The sequence below is a fragment of the Geomonas oryzae genome, assembly GCF_004117875.1.
Classification (GTDB): Bacteria; Desulfobacterota; Desulfuromonadia; order Geobacterales; family Geobacteraceae; genus Geomonas; species Geomonas oryzae.
The window spans coordinates 67,343-91,705 of sequence record NZ_RAHW01000004.1 but is presented as its reverse complement, the minus strand read 5'-3'; the positions used below and the strand labels follow the sequence as shown (position 1 = coordinate 91,705).

The window sequence follows — 24,363 nt, the reverse complement described above, 5'->3', positions numbered from 1 at the left end:
ATACAGGGCCTCTCTTCGTGCTGTCCCCCGACAACGCTTAACAAATCCCCCCATCGCCAACCCGCACGCTCGTTTTTTACTTGGCCGTACGATCGCCTCGACTATATATGTGAAGTCCAGTTTTGCCGGAAGGTAATGCCATCCCGTACGGCGTAAAGACATCTCGGCGCCACGAACCGTTCTATCCCCCGCCCCAAAAGTGTTGCGGCTGACACAACATGCCGCCTCACGGAATAACTGCAGCGCCTGCCGCCGGCAAACGCCAACCTCCGCGAAGGATATGATGCTTCCTCAGGAGAAACGGACTTTCGGCGCCGTGAAATGCGTGTTCGTGGAGGCAATTGCGGCTACTCCTTCCGCGAAATGTCATCTCGCGCGGGGGAAATGCCATCTTGCTGGACGAAACGGCATCTCGTCGGCACGGAATGCCTCTTCCCGGCAGCGAGATGTCATCTCGTCGGGATGAAATGTCATTTCGGAACATGAGGGCGTTGCTTCGTGGGTCGGAACTGAACTTGGCGCGACGACATGCCACTTCCTCTCAGCGAATCATCATAACTCTCACGCGAAAGATCATTTCGTCGGCGCAAAAGATCATTTCGAATTGCGGGATGCGATTTCGAAAGAACGAGTTGTCCTTTCGTCGGCATGCCTTGCGATTTCGTTCATTGAAAGGGGAATTCGTTTCGGAGAAGGGTATTCCGACGAGATGAAGTGGCTTCGTCTGTGACGAAATGTCATTTCGTTCGGACGAGATGTCATTTCGATCCGGTAGGCGTCAAACTCGTTCAGACGAGATGGCATCTCGTTACTAGGAGATGCCATCTCGTCCCCGTACGCTTTATTGCCGATGCAGCGATGCGCTATTTCAGCTTGAAGTTGGCGACAATCTTAGAGCCGTCCAGCGTCGTGACGGTAACCGCGTAACAGCTACCCGGTGTTTTGGGGGTCTGCCAGTTGAAGACGAACTGCCCAGCGGTTGTGTCGTATCTGAGCGCGGTGCCGCCCGTGGTGGTGGCATCGACCGGATCTTCCGTGCCAGCAACCGAATCGCAGCTTATTGACTGCGTCTGGACGCTGGACACTGAAGAGGTGTTGGTCAGTTCAGTCGAGCCCATGAACACCTCGAATTTAAGCGGTATGGTCGCCCCCCCTTTGGCGGTATTGAGGGTGCCGCTGGTCATCACAACCGGGTTGTAGAAACCTTTGAGGGTCCAGGGTTGGACCGTATAGGTTCGAGTCGATGTCCCTGTGTTGTTGGCATTGTCTTTTGCGGTTGCGACCATGGTGTGGGTGCCGACAAAGCTGCTGTAGCCGGAAACCTGGCATGCTACAGGTCCCGAAACGATGTCGTTTGCCGAGCAGGTCGGCGCAGCTGGGGTTTGTCCATAGTAAAAGCTGTCGCCATCTGCGATGTTGCCTGCAAATGCCACGGCAGGCGGCGTTGTATCCTTTACGGTTACCAAGAAACTGCCGTTTGCCTGATTCTTATGCGCATCGCTGGCACTGCAGCTTACCGTAGTAGTGCCGACCGGGAAAATGGCGCCCGATGTCGGCAGACAACTGACCGACTTCTTCCCGTCGACGAGGTCGAGCGCCGACACGGCGTCGGCGTAGGTGATGGTGGCGCCCCCAAGGGTATCGCCTTCGGTCGGCCCGATATCGCCAGGCAAGGTCAACTCCGGCGGCGTGGTATCCACGACCTTCACCGTGAAAGAAGCCTCAGCCTTGTTGGGAGGCGTCGCCAAGTCGCTTGCGCTGCATTGCACTGCAGTCGTCACGTCGAGGGGGAATGTGCTGCCGGATGCCGGGTCACAGGTAACATCCACATCACCATAGTAGGCATCGTGCGCCGTTAGGGCAAAGGTTGCCGCCGCTCCGGCCGCCGAAGTTGCTTCCTTGAGGACCAGGGTTGCAGGGGCCCCGCTGATAATCGGTGGCGTGATGTCTTTGACCTTCACCTGGCAGGAGGCATCGGCAGTGAGATTCCCGTTATCGGTCACCGTTAATCCGAAAGTCATCTTGTCATACGGGAACGAGCTCAGTTTGGGAGCGGCAAATGCAATCTGAGAAGCGGCCAGGTTGGTCTGGCTCAAATCAGCATTGGGAAGCCCTTCCAACTGGGTCCACTGGTACGCCAGAACACCGCCGTCAGGGTCGGACGAGTCCTGGCCTTTGAGCGTGAGGGGATCTCCTTCGTTCACAGTTTCCGGACATGACACCTTAGCGGAGGGAGCGGCGTTGACCGACGTGATTTGAACGAGGATGTCCGTCGAACTGCTAAGGTATCCATCCGAAACCGTCAGGCGAAATCTGAGGGTTTCACCGTTGGGGTACTGCTCCGGCGGGGCGGTGAAGGTGGCCGAGACACCTTCGGGGTTGTTGATGGTCACAGCCGTGACCGGATTGGCCGAGTCGATTACCTGTACCCAGGAATAGGACAGGGCATCGCCGTCCGGATCCACCGATCCGCCGGCGTCCAGCGTTACCAGGGTCCCCTCGTTCACGCTGTATGGCAAAACGCCGCCAGCAACCACGGCGGAGGCCACAGGAGGATGGTTGGTGTTGACGACCGAAATGTTGGTCGTTTTAGTGTCGACTTGGGATGAGCAGCCGGCTTCCAGGGAGGTGACTTTCAGCTCGAAGCGGAAGGTCTGTCCGGACGGGCCGACGTCGGGCGCCTTGAAGGTGGCGAAGCAGGAGTTCTGGTTGATGATCGGCATCGCCGGGGAATCCAGCGAGCGCCATGCGCAGGCGACGTTGTCCTTGGGGTTCGAATTGGTACCATCGAGAGGCACCGTTGAACCTGGTACGACGCCTGTTTGGTTGCCTGGATTAATAATAGCCTGCGCCTTCTGGCAGACCGGCGAACCGGCCAGCGCCGGAGCCGTAACTAAAAGTAAGGCCGCCATGGGAAGAAACGATGCCATTTTCTTCATTTTCCCCTCCTTCGATGAGATATTGAATCCCCTTCGCGAAACGGTAATGTAAAGTTTTATCGGTAAACTAATGCGGATGTCAGGTTCGGTATCTGGTTGTGCGTTTTTATTTCTACAACAAAGCAAAATTAAGCACAATTATTCGACAGATACATTTATCTATACCAGACGGTAGACCCCCTCTATATCATCCGATATAGAAGGAAGCGAGAGAATGGAGCGAGAGGATAGCGAGGGGGATAGCGAGAGAGCGTGGGAGAGCGAGGGGACTTCCCTGAAATCCTATCTTTATATCCATAGGAACCCGTCGCCACAGCTGGTTCGATGGTGCTTGCGCACCACGCGCCTTGCCGGACGCACGAACGAAAAGGGCGGAAGGTTTCCCTTCCGCCCCTTGTTTGCTGCGTATGCTGCTTGTTACTTGAACAGCGACTTCTGGTACTCGCGGTTCAGCCTTGCGATGAACTTGACGTTGATCCCTTTAGGGCACGCGGCCTGGCACTCGTAGTGGTTCGAGCAGTTGCCAAAGCCTGCTTCCTGCATCGCGTCGGTCATGGCACAGACGCGCTGTGCAGCCTCAGCCTTGCCCTGCGGCAGGGCGGCAAGCTGCGCCACCTTGGCGGAGGTGTAGAGCATCGCGGAGCCGTTCGGGCATGCCGCGACGCAAGCACCGCAGCCGATGCACTCGGCGGCGTCCATTGCGTAGTCGGCATCCACCTTCGGGACGAGGATGGCGTTGCCGTCGGCGACACCGCCGGTGTGGCAGGAGGTGTAACCACCCGCCTGCATGATCTTCTCAAGACCACTCCTGTCGACGATCAGGTCCTTCACGATCGGGAAGGCAAGAGCGCGCCACGGCTCGATGTAGATGGTATCGCCGTCGTTGAAGTTCCTCATGTGCAGCTGGCAGACGGTGGTCCGCTCCTGGCCGCCGTGCGGCACGCCGTTGATGACCTGGGAGCACATGCCGCAGATACCCTCGCGGCAGTCGTGGTCGAACACGATCGGATCCTTGCCTTCCTTGATCAGCTCCTCGTTCACTTCGTCAAGCATCTCCAGAAAGGACTGATCCGGGCTTACGTTTTTGGCATCGTACTGCTCGAGCTTGCCCGGCTGATTGGGGCCACTTTGGCGCCATACGTGTAGTGTGAGGTTCATTATTTATAACTCCTTACCGCCAGATGAACGTTCTCGAACGTCAACGGCTCCTTGTGCAGTTCGGGCTCCTTGTCGACACCTTTGAACTCCCAGGCTCCAACGTAGCAGTAGTTCTCGTCGTCACGCTTCGCTTCACCGTCGGGCATCTGGTGCTCGACGCGGAAGTGGCCGCCGCAGGACTCGTTCCTGTGCAGCGCGTCCTTCGCCATCAGCTCGCCGAACTCGAGGAAGTCGGCGACGCGGCCGGCGTTCTCCAGCTGCTGGTTCAGTTCTTCGCCCTTGCCGGTGACCTTGACGTTCTTCCAGAATTCCTCGCGCAGGGCCGGGATACGCTTGATGGCGTCCTTGAGGCTCTCTTCGCTCCTCGCCATGCCGACGTTCTCCCACATGATCTTGCCCAGTTCGCGGTGGAACTCGGAGACGGTCCTCTTGCCGTTGATGTTGAGGAGGCGGTTGTTGTAAGCCTTCACATCCTCGACCGACTTCTTGCACTCGGGGTGATCCGCCTTCACGGTCCCCGGCTTGGTCTTCGCGAGGTAGTTCGCGATGGTGTAGGGGATGACGAAGTAGCCGTCGGCCAGACCCTGCATGAGTGCGGAAGCGCCCAGGCGGTTCGCACCGTGGACCGAGAAGTTAGCCTCGCCAAGGACGAAGAGGCCCGGGACGTTGCTCTCGCAGTTGTAGTCGACCCAGAGGCCGCCCATGGAGTAGTGCGGTGCCGGGTACATACGCATCGGCTGCTTGTACGCGTTCTCGTCGGTGATCTTCTCGTACATCTCGAAGAGGTTGCCGTAGCGCTCGCGGATGGTGTGCTCGCCCACGCGCTTGATCGCGTCGGAGAAGTCGAGGTTTACGCCGCGGCCGCCGGGGCCGACGCCGCGCCCGTCGTCGCACTGCTCTTTAGCGGCGCGCGAGGCGATGTCGCGGGGAGCGAGGTTACCGAAGGAGGGGTATTTCCTCTCCAGGTAGTAGTCGCGCTCGTCTTCCGGGATATCGTTCGGGTGACGGTTGTCCCCCTTCTTCTTCGGAGCCCAGCAACGCCCGTCGTTCCTGAGGGACTCGGACATGAGGGTCAGCTTGGACTGATGCTCACCGTGCTGCGGGATGCAGGTCGGGTGGATCTGGGTGTAGCAGGGGTTGGCGAAGAAGGCACCCTTTTTGTGGGCACGCCAGTTCGCGGTGACCGAGCACCCCATCGCGTTGGTGGAGAGGTAGAACACGTTGACGTAGCCGCCGGTGCAGAGCACGACCGCGTCGCCCACGTGGGTGCGGATCTCGCCGGTGATGAGGTCGCGGACCGTGATCCCTTTCGCCTCACCGTCGACCACTACGAGGTCGAGCATTTCGGTGCGGGCGAAGAGCTTGACGGTGCCGGCCTTCACCTGGCGGGAAAGGGCCGAGTAAGCGCCCAGAAGGAGCTGCTGACCCGTTTGGCCGCGGGCGTAGAAGGTACGGGAGACCTGGGCGCCGCCGAAGGAGCGGTTGTCCAGGTAGCCTGCGTAGTCGCGGGCAAACGGAACGCCCTGGGCGACACACTGGTCGATGATGTTGTTGGACACCTGCGCCAGACGCCAGACGTCCGCCTCGCGGGCACGGAAGTCGCCCCCTTTGATGGTGTCGTAGAACAGACGGTAGATGCTGTCGCCGTCGTTCGGGTAGTTCTTAGCGGCGTTGATGCCGCCCTGCGCTGCGATGGAGTGGGCGCGACGCGCGCTATCCTGGTAGCAGAAGGCTTCGACGTTGTAGCCGAGTTCGCCGAGGGTCGCCGCGGCTGCGCCACCGGCCAGGCCGGTGCCTACAACGAGAACTTTGTACTTACGCTTGTTTGCGGGGTTAACCAGCTTCAGGTCGAAGCGGTGCCTGTCCCACGAGGTCTGAATCGGTCCTTTCGGACATTTTCCGTCGAGTATCACTTGAACCCCCTAAAGTTTCAATAAGCCAGCCAGGATGACGGCAGGAATCGAGATGTATGCGAGCATGAGAACGGCGGAGATCACCTTGCCGCCGGTACCGAAGGCCGGGATGGTCTTCTCGTTGTTCCAACCCATGGTCTGCAGGAAGCTCGGGATGCCGTGGGAAAGGTGGAGGAACAGCATGATCATCGCGAAGACGTAGGCCAGGGCGATGAGGCCGTTGCCGAAGCTGGTGACCACCATCCTGAAGACGTCCGGACGGTTGGCGGAGTCGAGACCGACGACGACGTCGGGGGTGCCATGGACGGTGAACTGAAGCAGGTGGTACACGATGAAGGCCAGCACGAGCAGACCGGTCCAGATCATGTTCTCGGAGGCGAAGCTCGCCTTGAGGTTTTTCTTCACCGCGTAGGCGCCGGGGTTGGCGGCCTTGTTCTCCAGGGTCAGCATGACGCCGTAGCAGATGTGAACGGCGATGGCTGCGCCCATGAAGAGGCGGAAGGCCCATACGAGCGGCGGCAGGCTATGCAGGTGCTCAGCATAGGCGTTGATGCCGTTGGGGCCGAAGAAGATGGTGGAGTTTCCGATCAGGTGGATCAGGATGAAGAGGATCAGGAGCTGACCCGTGATGGACATCAGGATCTTTCTTCCCACAGAGCTAGTTAAGATTCGCATGTTTTTTGTCCCTTTGCCTTTTTTCTATTTGAATCAGATGGTGGAAATGCTTGCGTACACCGGAGGAGTACAAGTCCCGAATACCCGATAACGGGGCGGACTCGCGGCTTCCGCTTCAGGGGATGGAGGACCTCGCCACGGGATCAGTGTCTGCATAGCTTTTCTCCTTTTATTAAATTCACATGAGCATCTGCGGATGGTATCTATAGCACAAAAATCGGCGGGTTGATAGACGCGCATATTAAATGCCGTTATACGAAAATGCAACAGTTTTTTGTATACAGCATACAATTAATGGTTCAAGCAAGTTAGCCCCCTCTAAATCTCACTAACCCTGTTTTGAAATACCGCTTACGCGGCGTTGCTGTTGCTTTTTACAACCCTCTCTGCTAATTAGGATAACGGTTCGCAGTAAAACACGAGAAGCAATGGAAGGTTCATGATTTACAAACTACTGAAGAAAGACAAAAGGTCCGCCGCACGCCGGGGCGTAGTAAAAACCGCACACGGCGAGATCCAGACTCCTATATTCATGCCGGTGGCAACCCACGCCGCCATGAAAGCGATGACGCCCGCCCAGGTCAAAGAGACCGGCGCCCAGATCATCCTGTCCAACACCTACCACCTGCACCTGCACCCGGGCGAGGCCCTGGTGGAGAAGGCGGGCGGGCTGCACAAGTTCATGTGCTGGGACGGCCCGATCCTCACCGACTCCGGCGGGTTCCAGGTCTTCTCCCTGCCGAAGAAGAGGATCACCGAGGAAGGGGTCTTCTTCCGCCACGAGGACACCGGCGAGGAGATCTTCCTCGACCCCGCAAAGGCGGTCGCAATCCAGGAGGCGCTCGGCGCCGACATCATCATGAACTTCGACGAGTGCATCCCCTACCCCTGCGACAAGGGATACGCCGAGCGCTCGACCGAGAAGACCATCCGCTGGGCGAAGCAGTGCCGTGACGCGCACAAGCGTGAAAACCAGTACCTCTTCGGCATCGTGCAGGGAAGCGTCTTCGAGGACCTCAGAAAGCGCTGTGCCAAGGAACTCGTGAAGATGGACTTCCCCGGTTACGCCATAGGCGGTGTCTCCGTCGGCGAGGGGCTGGAACTCCTGAAGCAGGTGGTGGGTTATACGGCGCCGCATCTCCCCGAGGACAAGCCGCGCTACCTCATGGGCGTGGGGCTTCCCGAGGACATCCTCGAGAGTGTCGAGCGCGGCGTGGACATGTTCGACTGCGTCATCCCGACCCGCTACGCGAGGAGCGCAACCCTCTTCACCAACCGCGGCCGCATCAGGCTCACCAACAAGAACTACCGGCGCGACTTCTACCCGGTCGAGCCGAATTGCACCTGCTACACCTGCCGCAACTTCACGAGGGCCTACCTGCACCACCTGTTCACCTCGAACGAGGTGCTCTCGGCGATCCTTGCGAGCATCCACAACGTGCACTTCTACCTGAACATGATGTCCGAGATCCGGACCGCGATCGAGGAAGACCGCTTCGTCGAGTACAAGCAGCAGTTCCTCGCCGCCTACATGAAGGGTAAATAGGAGGCCGCCATGAAGAGGTGCCTACTCGCAGCGGTTATGGCGACCACACTTGCCGCCGGTTGTTCCAGGCACGAGGAGACTCAGGCTCCGCAGCAGAAGAAGTCCCCGGCGCAGATGGAACTTTACGGGGAGGAACTCTTCAACGAGCGCTGCCGGGACTGCCACGTGGTGCGCGACAAGGGGGGAGCGGTCGGCCCCGAACTAAGCCACGTGGGAAGCGCGCGCGACCGTCGCTTCCTGGAACGGGTGATCCGTGAGCCGGCAAAGGTCTATCCCGGCACCGCCATGCCCCCCTACGACACCTTCTCGAAAAAGCAGATCGACTCGCTTGTCGACTACCTGAGCGGGCTCAAGTAACTCCAGCCCCTCTCTCGCTTCGCTCCTCCCCCTGGAGGGGGGAGGTCGGGAGGGGGGACTCCGTTGTCACCGGCATACAAGCCCCCTCCCCCTCCCCTGCCCCTCCCCCTCCGGGGGAGGGAGATCTTTCCGGAGAACCACCCATGTCCACCGAAACCACACAGAACCGCTTCGACCGACTCATGCACATCATGCGCAAGTTGCGTGCACCGGGGGGATGCCCCTGGGACGCCGAACAGACCCACGATTCCCTCAAGCGCTACCTCCTGGAGGAGTCCTACGAGGTGCTCGAGGCGATCGACGCCAAGGACGATGCGCTTTTGAAGGAGGAACTGGGGGATCTGATCCTGCAGCCGGTCTTTCATGCGGCGGTCGCCGAGGAGCGCGACGCCTTCACCATGGACGAGGTGCTCGACGCCATCAACGAGAAGCTGGTGCGCCGCCACCCCCACGTCTTCGGTGACCAGGTGATCGAAAGCAGCGCGGCACAGGTGGAGAACTGGGAGAAGATCAAGAAGGGAGAAAAGGGAGACGAGCGGAAATCGGCCCTTTCCGGCATCCCGCCGCACCTTCCTGCGCTCATGAAGGCGCAGAAGATAACGGAGAAGGCGGCGCGGGTCGGCTTCGACTGGGAGCACACGGACCAGGTCTTCGCCAAGGTAATGGAGGAGCTGCACGAATTTCAGGAGGCGATGGCGGCCGGGGATCAGCAGGAGATGGAATCGGAGCTGGGCGACCTCCTTTTCGCCATCGTGAACCTGGGGAGGTTCCTCGCCATCGACCCGGAGGAAGCGCTGAGGAAGACCATCCAGCGTTTCACCCGGCGCTTCAGCCACATCGAGGACACCCTGCACGGCAGGGGGGAACGACTGCAGGACACGAGCCTAGAGGAGATGGACAAGCTCTGGGAAGAAGCCAAGAAAATGGAGAAACGTTGAATCTAGTTAATGTTTTTGGAGGACCAGAGAATTATCCACACATTTTGTGGAAAAGGTGTGGATAACGGTGTTGACAATTTTAGAAACCTACGCCTTTTAAGCACTTTCCGCGTTCTGCATAAATATTGGCCACGCTGATATTCGAACGAAAAAACAGCTACTTACAAATTTTTGTATACATTTGAGGATTATCACCCCCAATAAAATTAATCCAACCTAATTAGGCTTAAAGCCGTAGTGGAAATCCTGTGCATAAGTGTAGGAATTCTACCGAATCACGCCCCCTCCCGCCGCGACATTCACCCCTTCCATCATGAGAAGATCCCGCTTGGAATCGATCCCCCCCGGGGCGGTGAACCCGGTCATGACCCCGCTCGCCCCGACCACGCGATGGCAGGGGATGATGATCGGCAGCCGGTTCCTCGCCATGGCGCCGCCGATGGCCCGCGCCCCCTTGGGTGTCCCGCAGGCACCGGCCACCTCGCCGTAGCTTTGCACCGTTGCGTACGGTATCGCGGCGACCACCCGGTAGACCTCCTGCTGGAAGGGGGTGAAGCCGGTCAGGTCCAGGGGAAGGCCGAAATCGACCCGCTCGCCGCGGAAGTAACGTTCAAGGAGCGCGGCCGCTGCGCGGGTCAGATCGCTCCCCTCCTGCGCCAGCGGATGGGACATCGAGGCGGCTTCAAGCGCATCGGCGCGAGTCCTCAGGCCGTAGGGAAGATGATGGGCCAAAAGCCCCTGTGTGCTTGCCGCGACAAGGCCGAAACCGGCGGCGCTCTCGTAAATGCTCCAGGCGGTGGCTGCTGCTTCCTGTTTCATAGTTCGACTCCATAAAAAAACGCGCAAGATCCGTGACATGCCACAAAGAACAAGGGTGACGATACCATTTCGCCCCCCTTTCTTTCCAGCGTAATCTGCACGTTCCTGCGCGTCCGGGTCCTGCCGTGACACTGCCTATCTTCTGAGCAGCTTTTTCCTCACCAGGGCGACCACGTCCCGCGCCTCGTCGCAGCGCAAGAGGTGAGAGGCGGCAAGAAAAACGACGATCCCCGCCAGTACCCCTCCCCCGAGCACGCCCCCCTTGAGCAGGCGCCTGCCGGCAGTGGACCAGTCGATGAGCCCCATGATCCAGTAAACCGCGACGGCCATCGGCACCGAAGCGACGATACCCTTCACGGCGGACACGGTGATCGCCCTACCCCCGAAGCGCCCGATCTTTTTCCTTAAAAACCAAAGGAGCAGCAGCATGTTGCCGAGCGCCGAGAGGGACGAGGCGAGCGCCAGGCCGCCGTGCAGCATGGGCCCCATCAGGAGCAGGCTGAAGAGGAGGTTGAGCAGGAAGGCGATGAAGGCGGTGGTGACCGGCGTCTTCGTGTCCTTCAGTGCGTAGAAGGCGGGAACCAGCACACGCACGAGGGCGACGAAGGTAAGGCCGATCGAGTAGTACAAGAGGGCGACGCCGCACTTTTGCGCCTTGGCGTAGTCGAAGGCCCCGCCCATGAAGAGGAGCGAGAAGATGGGGGTGGCGCAGAACATGAGCCCGACCATGGCCGGGATGGTGATGAAGAGGGTGAGCCTCACCCCGTAGTTCAAGGACTCCTTGAGGGCGTCCATGTCCCCCACCGCAGCCTGCCGGCTCATCGAGGGGAGCACCGCCTGGGCCACCGATACCGTGAAGATCCCTTGGGGGAACTCGAAAAGCCGCTGGGCGTAGTAAAGGTAGGAGACGCTACCCTCCGGGAGCAGCGACGCGAGGATGGAGCCGACGGTGATGTTGAGGTAGTAGACGCCGACGCCGAAGACCGACGGCCCCATGAGGAGCGTGATCCGTTTCAACGCGGGGTGGTTCAGGTTGAAGTTCGGGCGGATCGGGAACCCCATCCGGTAGAGCACGGGGAGTTGCAGCGCAAGCTGCAAAACCCCTCCGATGAGGACGCCGACGGCAAGCGCCACGATCGGGACCCGGAAGCGGTCGTGCAGCAACAGGGCCGAGAGGATCATCGAGATGTTCAGGAAAACCGTGGAGATGGCCGGGGTGAAGAAGTGGCGCAGCGTGTTCAGTATCCCCATGCAGAGCGCCACCAGGCTCACGAAGAAGATGTACGGGAACATGAGGCGGTTCAGCAGGATGGTGACCGAGAGTTTCTCGGGGTTCCCGGAGAAACCGGGGAACATCAGGTGCACGATCTGCGGCGAGAAGATGATGCCGAGAATGGTGACGGCCGCCATCACGATGGTGAGCGCGGTGAAGCAGACGTTCGCGAGCGCCCGGGTCTCCTCCTCACCTTTGGTGGTATGCCATTCAGAGAAGGTGGGGACGAAGGCCGAGGTGAGTGCACCTTCCGCGAAGAAGCGGCGCAGCATGTTGGGGATCTGGAACGCGGCGAAGAAGGCGTCGGTGTAGAGGCCTGCGCCGAACAAGCGGGAGACCACCATGTCGCGAATCATCCCCATGATGCGGGACAGCATGGTGGCGGCGCCCAAAACGCCGGCGGCGCGGGCTATGTTCTTCTTTTCAGACAAAATCCCTCCAAAAAATCAAAAACTTCAAGACTCAACGCAAAGACGCGGAGCGCGAAGAAAACCTCATGCAGCGTTGAGGTCCTTAAACGCTAGTAAGTTGAGGGACGCTGGAGCGTCCGCGGCTTGCGTACCACGCTGGAGCATGGGAACGATCTGTACCCAGCATTACTACCCATAGCCATCGTTCCTACGCTCCAGCGTGGGAACGAAACTTGGGGACGCTCCTGCGTCCCATCACCATCAATCACCCACCTACCACCAACGGTCCATCTCTATCAGTCCTGCTTCCCCGGTGTAACTGCGGGCGCTCGAGTAGCGCCACTGCTCCGGCTTGTCGACGTAACCGCGCCTGACAGGGTTGACATGTATGTAGTCCAGTTTCTCTCGCATCATCGACTCGTTCAGCACCAGCTCAGCATGTACTCCTTCCTGCCAAAATTGATGATCTCTGTCGTTCTTAAATGCCTTTTTGCAGAAGCCGAGCCGAGATAAAAGTGACTCCCGACCGTTTGCTTCCAGCCAGGAGATGATCTTCCTCCCCGTAAAGGACTTGAAACTGGCTAGACATTTGTCAAGGTGCTCGGACTGAGCGATGAAGTGGGTATGGTTTTCCATCACCACGTACCCGTAAAGCCTTAACCCTTTTTGTTCTCTCAAAAAGCCCCAGCTGGCGAGGAGAATGGCGACAGCGTCCGGGTGGGAAAAAACCGGGAGCCACTCCATCACAGTGCAGGTGACAAAATGAGGCATATCGGGTTCCGTGATGGTGTATCGCGATCGGGACATGGTCGGCCTCGCGTCAAGGACGCTGGAGCGTCCTGAGCTTGCGTTCCCACGCTGGAGCATGGGAACGATCTTGCGCTTCCTCCGCTTCCTCCGCTTCTTCGCGCCTGGGCGCTTTTGCATTAAAGCACTTTTCCGTCCACGCGCCGGAAGTATTCCTCCCGGCAGAAGTTCTCCACGTCGACCATGGTGGCGAAGGCCTCGCCGAACCCCTCGCGCCCGAGCGTGAAGACGCCGTGCCCGTAGACGATGGCGGACCCGCTCGCGCCGATCACCGGAGGTACGCGCTTTGCCAGCCCCCCGGCGCCGATCTCACCGGCGACGACCGGCGTTCCGCCCAGGTCGCGTACGTGCGGACAGTCCTTCCAGCAGTCCTTGATGTTGCACTCCTTCTTCCGGTCGCAAAGCATGCTCATCACCACGGCGAACTTCGGGTGGCCGTGTAGGATCACCCGCGCACCGGTCTGCTCGTAGATCTTGCGGTGCGCGAGAAGCTCGCTGGAAGCGGTGATCCCGGTGGTCGAGGAGTTGTCGGCGGGAACCGGATCGATGCACCCTTTCAGCTCGTCGAGGCTCGCGGCGGTCTGCGAGATGTAGATGAGCTCTCCCGCCGCGGCGGAGATGTTGCCGAAGAAGGAGTCGACGAGTCCGCGTTCCACGGTGTAGCGCCCCACCCGCTCGATCTCGTCCAGAATCGCTTCTTTATCCCCAGGCAGTGACGGGACGAAGTCGAGTCCTGCGGCCGACAGCGGCCTCAGCCATTGGCTGCGGAACGCCTGGAACGCCTCCCGCTCGCCCGGAAGCCTGAAGCCGTCCGCCAGCACGTCCTGCAGGTACTTCACGAAGGTGGAATGGAACACCGAGGAGTAGTTGATGAAGGCCTGTTCCACGGTGATGGCGCCGACGGCGACGATCCCCACCCCTTCCACGATCACCCCTTTCCGGTTGCCGAGCAGCTTGGCAAGGACGGGGGAGGGGTCGCCGGTAAGGTCCTTTCGACGCAGGAAGGGGATGTCGTGCAGGAAGGTCCGCGTCTCGGTGTCCTGCGGCACGATGCAATCCTCCCCCTCAGCGGCGCGTGCGATGAGGAAATCGGCAAAGGGAAGCGAAGGGCGCGCGGCGACGAGCGCCAGGGAGTTCAGGCGCGAAAGCGTGTTGCCCGCCAGTTCGGCGAGTCCTGGCGCGCCTGCCGTGATGAGGACATCGTCCTGCGCCGCGAAGGCGATGCCGTCCGCGCAGGCGGAACGGTCGGCAAGGAGTTTTCCGGTGTACTTACTGATTTGGTCTCGCATGTCTCACCTTAGTCCCGGTTTAGGGCAGCTCCTCCAGGATGTTGCGGCCGCCGAAGCCGCCGTTCTCGTCGAGGCCGCGAATCCGGTAGTACTTCTGCAGCTCCTCCGAGAAGCGCTCCCGGTCCACGGGGGGGACGTCGATCCCCTCGCCGCCGCTCCCCGGCTCGGTGAAGAAGCGCTCCGGGAGGGTGTCGTCCTTGCGGGAAAAGCCGTTCTCGCAGTTGTAGAACCGCTCGGTCAGGTAGATGCGCTCCCCGATCGCCTTGAGGGATTCCGGGCCGTACTCCACGCCGGTAGCCGCGGTCAAGAGTTCCCCGTACTCCTCCAGCGTCGCGCCGAAGAAGGCGAACTTGCAGGCGACGAGGGAGTCGACCGCTGCGTTCACGTCCTCGGCGATCTTGATGATGCGGGCCTTGCCCGAGAAGGAGAAGCGATCGGTGGGGACCGGCTTTCTCAGGATCTCGTGCGAGATGGGGTAGGCGCGCAGATGACAGCCGCCGCGGTTCGAGGTCGCGTAGGCGAGCGCCATGCCGTAGGCGCCGCGCGGGTCGTAGGCAGGGAGCTCAAGGGATTTTACCGACATGGACACTTCGGAGTGCCCGAGCTGCTCGGCAAGGCGGCGCGAACCGAGCCCCAGGAGTTCCCCTTCTCCCCTGCGGCATGCAATGTCGGCCAGGAGGCTTGCGACTTCCGCGGGGTCGGGGAAGCGTCCACGTGCCTCGCCGAAAGCGGAAAGCGTTGCCGCCGCCGAGATGGTGTCCATGCCGAGCTCGTTGCAAAGCGAGTTCGCCCTCACGATGGCATGCAGGTCCGAGATGCCGTTCAGTGCGCCGAAGTGGTTCACCGTCTCGTACTCGGGGAGGGCCTCCCCCTGCGCGCTCGCCTTCTTGCACTGGATCGGGCAGCCGTAGCACCCCTCTTTTTTGGCGCCGCACTCCCTTTTTATCGCGGGGCCGGAGTAGTTCCCGGAGTCGGCGAAGAAGGTGGCGCGGAAGTTCTCGGTGGGGGCCATGCGGCGCTGCGCCATCAGGTCGACGAGGGCGGGCGTGCCGTACTCGGAGATGCCGAGTTCGCCGAAGATGACCGGCGAGGCACGGAAAAGGCGCATGACGTCGGCGCGGGCGGCATCGAAGCGTTCCCGGTCCGCGACCGGCGTCGTCCCCTCCCCCTGCACGGTGATCGCCTTCAGTCTTTTGCGCCCCATGACGGCGCCGAGCCCGCCGCGGCCGATCGAGTTCCCCTCCCCCATCATGATGTTGGCGAAGAGGACGCCGTTTTCGCCGGCGGGTCCGATCGCGGTTACCGAGCCGCGCTCCTTCAGTGAGGCCACGGTCTCCTTCACCCCTTTCCCCCAGAGGGCTCCGGCGGGGAGGAGTTCGGCGCGTGCGCCGTCGATGGCGAGGAGTGCGGGTCGGGCGCTTTGGCCGGTGATGAAGACGGCATCGAGACCGGCGGCCTTTAAGCGCCAGGCGAAGCGACCTCCGGCCGAGCAGTCGTAGATCGTGCCGGTGAGCGGTGAGCGGGAGACGCAGGCAAGGCGGGCCGCGGTAGGGGAGTTGGTGCCGCAAAGAGGCCCCACCGCGAAGATGATCGGCATATCCGGGTCGAAGGGATCGAGGCGGAAGAAGTCGCGCATGAGGCGGACGCCCAAGCCCCTTCCGCCGAGGTAGGCGTGCAGTATTTCAGCGGGGATCTCCCTGCGCTCGCAGGTACCGCGGGTGAGATCGACGTGCAGCAACTTTCCGGTCCAGCCCATGAAAACCTCGAAATCCGTTCAACGTTCAGCGTTCAACGTTCAACAACCACTTTCCTTGTCATCCATTTGCAATGGTACGGCATCGTATCGCTTCGCAATGCTCAGACCAGTACTATAAATGTGGAACTTTGAGGAGGAACGCCCTCGAACGTCGAACGTTGAACGTTGAACGGCCGTTAAGTTACAGCAGTTCCACCTTCCCCTGCCGCTCCAGCTCCTCCACCACCTTCTTCACGTCCTGGGCGGCATCTTTCGCGCAGACCAAAAGCGCATCCGGGGTGTCCACCACGATCAGATCGCTGACACCTACGAGCGCCACCACCTTGCCGCCGCCATAGGCGAGACAGGCACTCGCGCCCACCGATATCGCTCCGCTCGCATTGATCACCACATGCCCCGCCGTATCGGCATCCATCACCTCGGGCAGCGCGCTCCAGGATCCGACATCACTCCAGCCGAACGACGCCGGTATCACCTGCACGTCCTTCGCCTTCTCCATGACGCCGAAGTCGATGGACTCCCCCTTGATGGCACAGTAGATCTCGGCTATCTGCGGCTTCAAGTCGGCAATCTCCCAGACGTTGGACTCGAAGGTGAGCCGTGCCAGCGCCTGCGCGAGCTCCGGCATGTACCGCCCGATCTCGTCCAAAATGGCACAGGCGCCCCAGACGAACATGCCGCTGTTCCAGTAAAAACGCCCGCTCGCCAGAAACTCCATGGCCCGCTCGAGGTTCGGCTTCTCCACGAAGCGCTCCACGGAAGCGGCACCGGAATCTGCCGCGACGGCGGCCTGGATGTAGCCGTAGCCGGTCTCGGGGCGCGTCGGCGTGATCCCGAGCGTCACCAGGGCGCCGCTCACCGCGACGGAACGCGCGGCAACCAGCGTCGCCCGGAAGGTCTCCTCGTCGACGATGTAGTGATCGGCCGGCAGCACCGCCATGATCCCGTCGGGATCGAAGCGGGCGATGATCGAGGCGGCAAGGCCGATGGCAGGCGCCGTGTTGCGGCCTACCGGCTCCTCGATGACGTCGACCGGGACGTCCTTTATGTACGCCAGCTGGTTCCTGGTCTCGGCGGCCTGCAGGGCGTTGGTGACCACCAGAACCCGCTTCGGGCCAAGCGGCAGGACCCGCTCCACGGTGCGCTGCAACATGGATTTGCCGCCGAAAACCGACATGAGCTGCTTCGGCGTGCTCTTTCGGGACAGGGGCCAGAACCTGGTGCCGGATCCCCCGGCGAGAATGACTATGTACATGGTTTCCTCCATGAACGGCGTTGTCAGGATGAGCGCCCGCCGCGTCCGAGCTTGGCCACGAGGGCGGCGGGGACAAAGGCGCAAAGGCTGAGCATCGCCCCCATCTTCGCGGAAGAGGCCAGATCCTGATCCGCAAACGCCTCTCCGGCGACGAAGAGGGCGACGGTGAAGCCTATGCCGGCGGTGAGGCCGGTCGCCACGAGTTCGCGCACCCCGAGGCCTATGGGAAGCGGGAAGCCAAGCTTTGTCCCCAATAGACCGAAGGCGGTGATGCCGACCATCTTCCCGGCGATCAGGGAGGCGAGCACGAGCCAGGTGGCGGTACCGACGGCTCCGAAGGTCACGCCCGCGTTCACGAGACCGAAAACGAAGAGCCCCAGGTCGACGAAGAGCTTCCAGTCGTGCTCGAACCGGGAAAGCGGGGTGAGGTCCTCGGGATCGATGTCGAACATGTGGCGCTTTTCCATGCTCGGGTGGGGCAGAAACGGCACCACCAAGGTCAGCGCCAGCGCCGGGTGCAGGTGGGCCAGGTGCAGGCCGAACCAGCTCAGCGTGCCGCCGAGAACGAGATAGGGCCAGTAGTTCGCCACCTTGAACCGGCGCAGGAAATAGCAGACGGCGAGCGCCGCGCCGCAAAGCAAAAGCCAGACCGGCTGCACCGGAGCAAGAGGGTCACCGTAGAAAAGGGCGATGATGACGAGCCCCACGGCGTCGTCGGCTATCGCCAGCAAAAGCAGAAAGGCGATGGCGGGATGTCCCTTGCCGAAGATGAACCGCGCGGCAAGCCAGGCGAGCGCGATATCGGTTGCGGTCGGGATGCCCCATCCGCGGGCGAGCGCAGGCTCGCCGATCCAGGCGTTGAGGATGAGATAGAGCGCAACCGGCCCCAGTATCCCCCCTACCGTGGCGAGCAGCGGGTTCACCGCGCGCTTCAAGGGATGCAGATCACCGCCGGGCAGACAGCTCTGGGTGATCTCGACGGCGGCGATGCCGAAGAAAAACGCCATGAACAGGTCGTTGGTGACGAAGTGAACAGAAAGACCCGCGAGAAGCGGGTCATGCAGGAAGTGGTGGTACTGCTGCGGTGCGAGGTTGGCCCAGGCGAGCGCGGCGATCACGCCGGCAGCCAGTGGGACCGAGAACTCCCGCAGCAGGCTTAGCTGCTTTTTCATCTATACGACAGGCTCCACGCCGCCCCCGACGCCGTCGGCCTCGGGCTCATGCTCCACGCGGTGGTAGTCGTCCTGGAAGCGGACGATGTCGTCCTCGCCCAGGTACTCGCCGCTTTGCACCTCGATGATCACCAGGGGGATGACGCCCGGGTTCTCCAGACGGTGCGTCGAGCCGATGGGGATGAAGGTGGATTCGTTGATGTTGATGATCTTGACCGTCTCACCGCAGGTGACCCGTGCCGTGCCGGAAACGACGATCCAGTGCTCGCTTCTGTGGTGGTGCATCTGCAGCGACAGCCTCTGTCCCGGCATCACCTCGATGCGCTTTATCTTGTAGCTGCCGTTTTCTTCAAGTACGGTGTATGTCCCCCAGGGACGCTCTCCGCGCTCCATGACGGCCTCCGTTTGTTCCTGTTTCATGGTTATTTTTCCTCCCTGAGCTCCAGATAGCGCCTGAGCGCCTCCTGCCAGGGCTGCGGTGTGAATCCGGTATCCCGGGAGAGCTTGCCGCAGTCCAGGGTTGAATAGAGCGGGCGCGGCGCCGGCCGGCCGAGTTCTTCCGTGGTCATGGCGAGAACCGCGACGTCAAGGCCCGCCAGGCGGAAGATCTCCTTGGCGAAACCGTTCCAGGAGACGAATCCCGCGTTGGCGGCATGGTAGACCCCCTCGCACCCCTTCTCCAGGAGGGCCTTGATGGCCAGGGCGAGGTCGCCGGTCCAGGTCGGGGAGCCGATCTGGTCGTCCACCACGGAGATCTCCTTTTTGTCCTTTGCGAGCCTCAGCATGGTCTCCACGAAGTTCTTCCCGCCGTGCCCGTAGAGCCACTGGGTGCGTACGATCAGGTGGTTCGGGTTGAACCAGGCGTTCATCTCGCCGGCGAGCTTCGATTCGCCGTACACGCTCAAAGGCGACGCCAGGTCGTCCTCGAGGTAGGGGGTCCCCTTCTTGCCGTCGAAGATGTAGTCGGTGCTCACCTGCACGAGTTTCGCGCCGATCTCCTTGCTGACCATGGCGAGGTAGCCGACCCCCTCGCCGTTCACCTCCATGGCGCGTTCGGCGTTGTCCTGGCAGCCGTCGACGTCGGTGTAGGCCGCCGCGTTGATCACCACCGACGGTTTGATGGTGGTGAGGACGCGTTGCACCGAAGCGAGGTCGGTGATGTCGATGTCGTCGATGTCGACGCCCCGCGCGCGGTCGCCGTAAAGCGCCATCAACTCCTGCCCCAACATCCCTTTGCTGCCGACTACCAGAATCATCACAAACCCCTATAAACCGTTCTACGTTCTATGTTCTACGTTCTACGTTACCGTCAGAATCCTATCGCTTGCAAGAAGGTGGTCCCCATGGAAACAGCCCCCGAGGCACCAGGCAAAGATTCTAACCTAGAACGTAGAACTTAGAACGTAGAACCCGTTTTTTTTTAAGCCCGGCCGTACTGCATCTCGTAGTATTCGCGGTAGGCGCCGGAGGCGACTTCCTCGACCCACGCCTGGTTCGCCAGGTACCAGTCGATGGTCTCGGCGATGCCGCGCTCGAAGGTGTAACTGGGCTCCCAGCCCAGATCGCGCTTCAACTTCGAGGCATCGATGGCGTAACGCCGGTCGTGCCCCTTGCGGTCCTTCACGAAGGTGATCAGCCCGCGGCTCTCACCGGCGGCACGCCCCAACCGATCATCCATCAGATCGCAGACGAGCTTCACGATGTCGATGTTCTTCCACTCGTTGTTCCCCCCCACGTTGAAGATCTCGCCCGGCTTCCCGTTTTTCAACACACGCTCGATCGCCGCGGAGTGGTCCTTCACGTGCAGCCAGTCGCGCACGTTCAGGCCGTCGCCGTACACCGGCAGGGAGCGCCGCTTCAGTATGTTGTGGATCATCAGCGGGATGAGCTTCTCGGGGAAATGATAGGGGCCGTAGTTGTTGGAGCAACGGGTATTAAGGGTCGGCAGGCCGAAGGTCTCGAAGTACGCCCGCACCAGGAGATCCGCCCCGGCCTTGCTGGCGGAGTACGGGGAGTTGGGGGCAAGCGGAGTCTCCTCGGTGAAGTACCCTTCGGCCCCCAGGCTGCCGTACACCTCGTCCGTGGAAACCTGCAGGAAGCGGAAGGCAGGGAGACTCTCGGCGTGTTTGCGGCTCGCCTCGAGGAGGGTCTGCGTACCGAGGACGTTGGTCTTCACGAAGATGTCGGGACCGGTGATGGAGCGGTCGACGTGCGACTCGGCGGCGAAGTGCGCGACGGCGTCTATCTTCTCCTCTTCCAGAAGCCTGGCCACCAGGGACGCGTCGCAGATGTCCCCTTTCACGAAACGGTACTGCGGGTTCGCCTCGACCGCGGTGAGGTTCTTGAGGTTTCCGGCGTAGGTCAAAAGGTCGAGGTTGACGACCCGGCAGTCGGGATTGCCGGCCATGAAGTGATTGATGAAATTGGAACCGATGAAACCCGCTCCCCCGGTGACCAAAAGCGAGGTGGGGGTGAATGCATCCTTCATGTGAACCTCCAGACCAGGATCTGCCGTTGTCCTCAGCGCGGCGTTCCGGCTTTGGCAGCGGCTTCTCTTAGATACACCGGTGAAAAGAATAATGTCAACTTCTTACGGCTGCGCCGGGCGACCGGGGCAATCCGGCTACATGGTCCGCATCGGCCCCAGCGATCCCAGGCCGGCCAGCGAGAAATTTATCGTGAACTGCTGCTCGCCGGTCACCTGGTGGCTGCGCACACGGTCGGAATAGGCGAGGACCACGCTCCAGCACTGCTGGCGGTATTCCAGGGCGTAGCGGGAGCCGAGGAAAGCGCCCCTGTCGAAGGAGTAGCGCCCCTCAAGATCGGCGGTGAACCGTGTCCCGAGCGGGAAGACCAGACCGGCGTCCAGGTAGTCCAGCTCGCCCTTGCTGTGGCGATAGGAGAGCCGGGCCATGTCCTTCTTCCCCTCCCCCTTGTACTCGACCCCGATGTTGGCGGTGGAGACTTCGTTGTCCTCCATGTTGTAGCGCCCGTCCAGGAGCAGGGAAAGGTTCTGCATCGGGGTGACCACGCTCTCGAGCATCAGGTCGGTGAGCTTGTTCCCCTCGTCGACCAGCGTGAGGAGGTCGCGGCGCTCACCCGAGAACTGGTACCCTTGGGCCAGTTTCAGGTACAGGATGTCGCGGTACTCGTCCGGCATCCCCTCCCTGACGTACTTCCTGGTGAAGGTGTTGGAGAGGGAGAGGTAGGCGATGCTCTGCCCCAAGACGCGGTCATCGTAGTCGAAGAGCGGGAGATCCTGATCGGCGCGCCGTTCCACGTAGACGTACTGGAGTTCGGGAACCAGCAGGTGGCGCGTCGTCCCGTCGTAGATCCGCTCCAGGGGAAGCGACACCGTCGCCCCGCCGTCGGCCTGACCGATCCGGTGCCATCCGGGATCGGGGCTGTCGCCGCGTGCGTTGTACAGGCGCTGCTGGAACCCTCCGTACAGCGAGAGGTCGAGCGCGCCGCCCGGCTTCGCGTAGTAGGCAAGCCGCGGGTGCACGACGAGGCGCTGTCCGGTCGCGCCGATGTCGCGGATGAAATTGGAGACGCTCGAGTCCATGGAGAAAAGAAGCGGGCCGATTCTGTCCCCTGCGGCGATGAAGCTCAGTCTCGGCAAGCGCTGCAGCGTGGCATCGTTGGTGGGCGCCTCGAGGTCCTGGGCGTAACGCAGGTCGCCGCTCAAACCGTAGCGGTCCCAGCGCCGGTCGAAAGAGACGGTCGATTCGAGGAGCTGGCGGTTGTATTCGCCGGAGAACTCGCCGTAATCGAGGTAGTAGCGGCGGTCCGAGATCATGTGGATGGTGGAGGCAAGGGTCAGGTCGGGCGTGAGGATTTCCAGGTGCCTTTGCTGCACCTCGCCGCGGAACCCGTTCTCATTGGTGTCGTAGATACCGAAGGCGTGCAGGTACCCCTGGCTGCCGCGCGGCCGCAGGTACCGGTACTCTACGCCGCTCCCCACGCCGCGGGAGGTCTCGACGTCCAGATTGAAGGTCGCCTCCTGGCTCTGGTTTATGGCCCAGTAGTACGGCTGGTCGATGTAGAAGCCACGCTTCGATGAGAAGCCGAGCTTCGGTATCATGAGCCCGGACTGCCGCTCGGTGTTGGCCGGGAAGATGAGGTACGGGGTGTAGAACAACGGGATGTCGCCGACGTAGAAGACCGCGTGTTTCGCCGTCGCGTATTCGTCCAGGGTAAGGTCGACCCTGCTCGCCTCGAAGTGCCAGCTCGGGCGGTCGCCGTCGCAGGTGGTGAAGGTCCCACGCTCCACCCGGTAGTCGGCATCCCCGGTCTTCAGCAGCCGGTCGGCGCGCAGGCGGAAATTGGATCTTTTCACGAAGAGTTCGCCGTTCAACAACTCCCCGTGCTGGGTGACCAGGTTCAAAAGGAGCTTATTGCCGTTCATGGTATCGCCGCCGCGCTCGAGTCGGACGTCCCCCTCGGCAACCGCATCTCCGGTCAACCTGTGATAGATGACGCTGTCGGCGAGCAGGGATGCACCATCCTGGGTGATGCGCACGTTCCCCTCGGCGTGGTAGCTGTCGGTCGGGGTGTCCACCGACAGGTGGTCCGCCTTGATGGTCGCCTCCTTGTTCGGGAGGGCCATCTCGCCCCGGGCAATCCCGGCGGAGAAAAGAAGGTATGTTAGGAGCCACAAGGCTCTTGCAGGTTTCATCGCACTCCGGTTCGGGCGGAACTTCCCGCCGTGCAGTCTGCCGTCCCGTTTCATCCCCGGAACGGCTCGAAGGTCTTGGATTTCAGGTGGCCCCTCGCCTCACCGACGGTGAAGAGGGAACCGCATACCACGATCAGGTCGTCGTCACCGGCCGCGTTTCTCGCAAGCTCGACCCCCTCGCCGACGCTTCCGGCCGCCAGCGCCTCGACCCCGGCCCCCAGACAATAGCCGGCAAGTTCCACGGCGGGCAGGGCGCGGTCGATGGCCGGCGCCACCGCGAAGACCCGCTCGACGAGCGGCAAAAGCGGAGAGAGGATGCCGGAAAGCTCCTTGTCGGCCATGACGCCGATGACGAGGAACAGACGCCCGCGCGGGATGTCCTCGAGCGCCTCGGCAAGGGCCTGGGCACCGGCCGGGTTGTGGGCGCCGTCGAGCAGCACGCGGGGTGCGTCGCCTATGAGCTCCATCCGTCCGGGCCAGCGGGCGTTGGCCACCCCGGCGGCCATGGCCTGAGGCGTCACCGGAAAGCCGATGGCCCCGAGAAGCTCCGCGCAGGCCAGGGCGAGGGCCGCGTTGCCGCTTTGATAGCGCCCCAAAAGACCGCATTGCAGGCCGTCCAGGGTGAGCGAGACGCCCCGGTAGTAAAGGGAGCGGTCCATCCAGAAGGCGTCGAAGGCCTCCCCCTGGCGGTAAAGCGGTGCGGCGAGGCGGTTCGCGTTGTGCTCGATGATGAACTGCGCCTCGGCCAGCTGGCGCGCGGTCACCACCGGGGCGCCGGGTTTGCAGATCCCGGCCTTCTCCGCGGCGATCTCCTCGACGGTACTGCCGAGATAATCGGTGTGCTCGAGGGAGATCGGCGCGATGGCGCAAAGGATACCGTTGAGTGCGTTGGTGGCGTCGAGGCGTCCTCCCATCCCCGCCTCGAAGATGGCGATGTCCACCCCGCTCTCGGCGAAATAGAGGGCGGCCAAAGCGGTGACGATCTCGAAGAAGGTGCTCTCTTTCGGGGCGGCGGCAAGCACCAGGGCGGCCAGCCGCGCCACTTCGTCCTCCTCGATCTCCGCGCCGTTCACCTTCATGCGCTCGGTGAAGGAGATCAGATGCGGCGAGGTGAAAAGTCCGGTTCTGTAGCCGCCGGCGCCTAGGATGGAGGCGAGGAAGGAAGAGGTCGACCCCTTGCCGTTGGTGCCGACCACGTGGACCGTTTTGAAGGTCTCCTGCGGATTGCCCAGTGCGGCGAGAAGCGGGATTATCCTGTCGAGCCCCGGCTTGATGCCGAAGCGTCCCAGGGCGTAGATGTGCTCGAGGGTCTCCGCGTAGGTCATGACAGGGCGGGATTATAGGTAAAGAGCATGAAAAAGTCCATATCAATCGGGGC

At 61.6% G+C, this 24,363-nt stretch carries 19 protein-coding genes; 3 read left to right on the top strand and 16 right to left on the bottom strand.

What is annotated here, in order from left to right; translation table 11 throughout:
• Positions 1–863: 863 nt before the first annotated feature.
• The 4 genes from D6Z24_RS11125 to D6Z24_RS11110 all read right to left on the bottom strand — a co-directional run bounded on the left by D6Z24_RS11125 (position 864) and on the right by D6Z24_RS11110 (position 6,685).
• On the bottom strand, positions 864–2,939 hold the full coding sequence (locus tag D6Z24_RS11125) for a PxKF domain-containing protein (protein WP_129126666.1): 2,076 nt from the start codon (positions 2,937–2,939) through the stop codon (positions 864–866).
• 417 nt (positions 2,940–3,356) lie between these two features.
• Positions 3,357–4,097, bottom strand: coding sequence for a succinate dehydrogenase/fumarate reductase iron-sulfur subunit (locus tag D6Z24_RS11120; RefSeq protein ID WP_129126665.1), 741 nt, complete (start codon positions 4,095–4,097; stop codon positions 3,357–3,359).
• Complete coding sequence (locus D6Z24_RS11115) at positions 4,097–6,010, bottom strand: fumarate reductase/succinate dehydrogenase flavoprotein subunit (RefSeq protein WP_129126664.1); 1,914 nt, start codon at positions 6,008–6,010, stop codon at positions 4,097–4,099. The genes D6Z24_RS11120 and D6Z24_RS11115 overlap by 1 nt, the downstream gene beginning before the upstream one ends.
• A 9-nt stretch (positions 6,011–6,019) precedes the next feature.
• Positions 6,020–6,685 carry a succinate dehydrogenase cytochrome b subunit gene (locus D6Z24_RS11110; RefSeq protein ID WP_129126663.1) on the bottom strand — a complete coding sequence of 222 codons (666 nt, stop codon included), beginning with the start codon at positions 6,683–6,685 and terminating at the stop codon, positions 6,020–6,022.
• Between the two features lie 439 nt (positions 6,686–7,124).
• Between D6Z24_RS11110 and tgt the strand changes: the two genes are divergently transcribed.
• From tgt to mazG, 3 genes are all read left to right on the top strand, one after another.
• Complete coding sequence (tgt, locus tag D6Z24_RS11105; protein ID WP_129126662.1) at positions 7,125–8,231, top strand: tRNA guanosine(34) transglycosylase Tgt; 1,107 nt, start codon at positions 7,125–7,127, stop codon at positions 8,229–8,231.
• A gap of 9 nt (positions 8,232–8,240) precedes the next feature.
• Positions 8,241–8,588 carry a c-type cytochrome gene (locus D6Z24_RS11100; RefSeq protein ID WP_129126661.1) on the top strand — a complete coding sequence of 116 codons (348 nt, stop codon included), beginning with the start codon at positions 8,241–8,243 and terminating at the stop codon, positions 8,586–8,588.
• Between the two features lie 143 nt (positions 8,589–8,731).
• The gene (gene mazG / locus D6Z24_RS11095) at positions 8,732–9,526 is read left to right on the top strand and encodes a nucleoside triphosphate pyrophosphohydrolase (RefSeq protein ID WP_129126660.1); all 795 of its coding nucleotides are present in this window, start codon (positions 8,732–8,734) and stop codon (positions 9,524–9,526) included.
• A 267-nt stretch (positions 9,527–9,793) separates the two neighbouring features.
• Here the strand turns inward: mazG and D6Z24_RS11090 are convergent, their stop codons facing one another.
• The 12 genes from D6Z24_RS11090 to D6Z24_RS11035 all read right to left on the bottom strand — a co-directional run bounded on the left by D6Z24_RS11090 (position 9,794) and on the right by D6Z24_RS11035 (position 24,310).
• The gene (locus D6Z24_RS11090; protein ID WP_129126659.1) at positions 9,794–10,345 is read right to left on the bottom strand and encodes a methylated-DNA--[protein]-cysteine S-methyltransferase; all 552 of its coding nucleotides are present in this window, start codon (positions 10,343–10,345) and stop codon (positions 9,794–9,796) included.
• A 135-nt stretch (positions 10,346–10,480) separates the two neighbouring features.
• Complete coding sequence (gene murJ, locus D6Z24_RS11085) at positions 10,481–12,049, bottom strand: murein biosynthesis integral membrane protein MurJ (protein WP_129126658.1); 1,569 nt, start codon at positions 12,047–12,049, stop codon at positions 10,481–10,483.
• A 252-nt stretch (positions 12,050–12,301) separates the two neighbouring features.
• Positions 12,302–12,835 (bottom strand): REP-associated tyrosine transposase, encoded by a 534-nt coding sequence (locus D6Z24_RS11080; RefSeq protein ID WP_129126657.1) that lies wholly within the window; start codon positions 12,833–12,835, stop codon positions 12,302–12,304.
• A gap of 119 nt (positions 12,836–12,954) precedes the next feature.
• On the bottom strand, positions 12,955–14,124 hold the full coding sequence (locus D6Z24_RS11075; RefSeq protein ID WP_129126656.1) for a class II aldolase/adducin family protein: 1,170 nt from the start codon (positions 14,122–14,124) through the stop codon (positions 12,955–12,957).
• A gap of 19 nt (positions 14,125–14,143) precedes the next feature.
• Entirely contained in the window at positions 14,144–15,880 is a 1,737-nt protein-coding gene (locus D6Z24_RS11070) for an aldehyde ferredoxin oxidoreductase family protein (protein ID WP_129126655.1), read from the bottom strand.
• Positions 15,881–16,061: 181 nt separating this feature from the next.
• The gene (locus D6Z24_RS11065) at positions 16,062–17,135 is read right to left on the bottom strand and encodes a mannose-1-phosphate guanylyltransferase (RefSeq protein ID WP_129126654.1); all 1,074 of its coding nucleotides are present in this window, start codon (positions 17,133–17,135) and stop codon (positions 16,062–16,064) included.
• Between the two features lie 23 nt (positions 17,136–17,158).
• Positions 17,159–18,307 (bottom strand): Na+/H+ antiporter NhaA, encoded by a 1,149-nt coding sequence (locus D6Z24_RS11060; RefSeq protein ID WP_129126653.1) that lies wholly within the window; start codon positions 18,305–18,307, stop codon positions 17,159–17,161.
• Complete coding sequence (locus D6Z24_RS11055) at positions 18,308–18,700, bottom strand: cupin domain-containing protein (RefSeq protein ID WP_246014663.1); 393 nt, start codon at positions 18,698–18,700, stop codon at positions 18,308–18,310.
• Positions 18,701–18,729: 29 nt separating this feature from the next.
• Positions 18,730–19,563 carry a dTDP-4-dehydrorhamnose reductase gene (gene rfbD, locus D6Z24_RS11050; RefSeq protein WP_129126651.1) on the bottom strand — a complete coding sequence of 278 codons (834 nt, stop codon included), beginning with the start codon at positions 19,561–19,563 and terminating at the stop codon, positions 18,730–18,732.
• Positions 19,564–19,727: 164 nt separating this feature from the next.
• Entirely contained in the window at positions 19,728–20,795 is a 1,068-nt protein-coding gene (gene rfbB / locus D6Z24_RS11045; protein WP_129126650.1) for a dTDP-glucose 4,6-dehydratase, read from the bottom strand.
• 135 nt (positions 20,796–20,930) lie between these two features.
• Positions 20,931–22,985 carry an LPS-assembly protein LptD gene (locus D6Z24_RS11040; protein ID WP_129126649.1) on the bottom strand — a complete coding sequence of 685 codons (2,055 nt, stop codon included), beginning with the start codon at positions 22,983–22,985 and terminating at the stop codon, positions 20,931–20,933.
• A 50-nt stretch (positions 22,986–23,035) separates the two neighbouring features.
• Positions 23,036–24,310, bottom strand: a complete 1,275-nt coding sequence (locus D6Z24_RS11035; protein ID WP_129126648.1) for a bifunctional folylpolyglutamate synthase/dihydrofolate synthase — start codon at positions 24,308–24,310, stop codon at positions 23,036–23,038.
• Positions 24,311–24,363: the final 53 nt, after the last annotated feature.